The organism is Frankia sp. CcWB2 (genome assembly GCF_977927585.1).
The window spans coordinates 2,156-2,592 of the sequence record NZ_CDWRCM010000246.1 but is presented as its reverse complement, the minus strand read 5'-3'; the positions used below and the strand labels follow the sequence as shown (position 1 = coordinate 2,592).

Here is a 437-nt window from a genome sequence, read left to right as displayed (position 1 = left end):
GCCACGCAGATCAAGCCTTCTGAGCACGGTATAGAGATTAGCTGGCCTCGGCGGGGACCGGTAGAATCGCAGGTCCGCCGGAGGTGCAAGGCTGGTTGCGTGTCCCCTCTACATCCCCTGTCAGGGCCGGATCACCCGGGCCGGGCGCCGGGTGATCCGGCCGAATCCGGCGAGTCGTTGGCGATCCTGCTGGCGGGCTACCGGGTGCATGCCCGGGCGCCTCGCGCGGCGGTGGCGGCGCTGGCCGAGCAGCCACGCACCCTGCGCCAGCTGGTCCAGAGCTCGGGCCTGCCCCGGCGGAGCGTGGAGGAGATCCTCGCCAGCCTCGGCGACGATCTGCGGACCGGCCCCGACGGGCGTCACGTGCTGCGCCCGGCGTCGATCGACCGCTACCGCGGCCTGATCCGTTATGACAAGCTGAACGGGCAGACCCCGCT

At 71.4% G+C, this 437-nt stretch carries 1 pseudogene; it reads left to right on the top strand.

Annotated features, from left to right (window positions below):
• Window positions 1–99: 99 nt before the first annotated feature.
• Window positions 100–437 (top strand): annotated as a pseudogene (locus ACY45C_RS19485) (bis-aminopropyl spermidine synthase family protein); the annotation flags it as partial.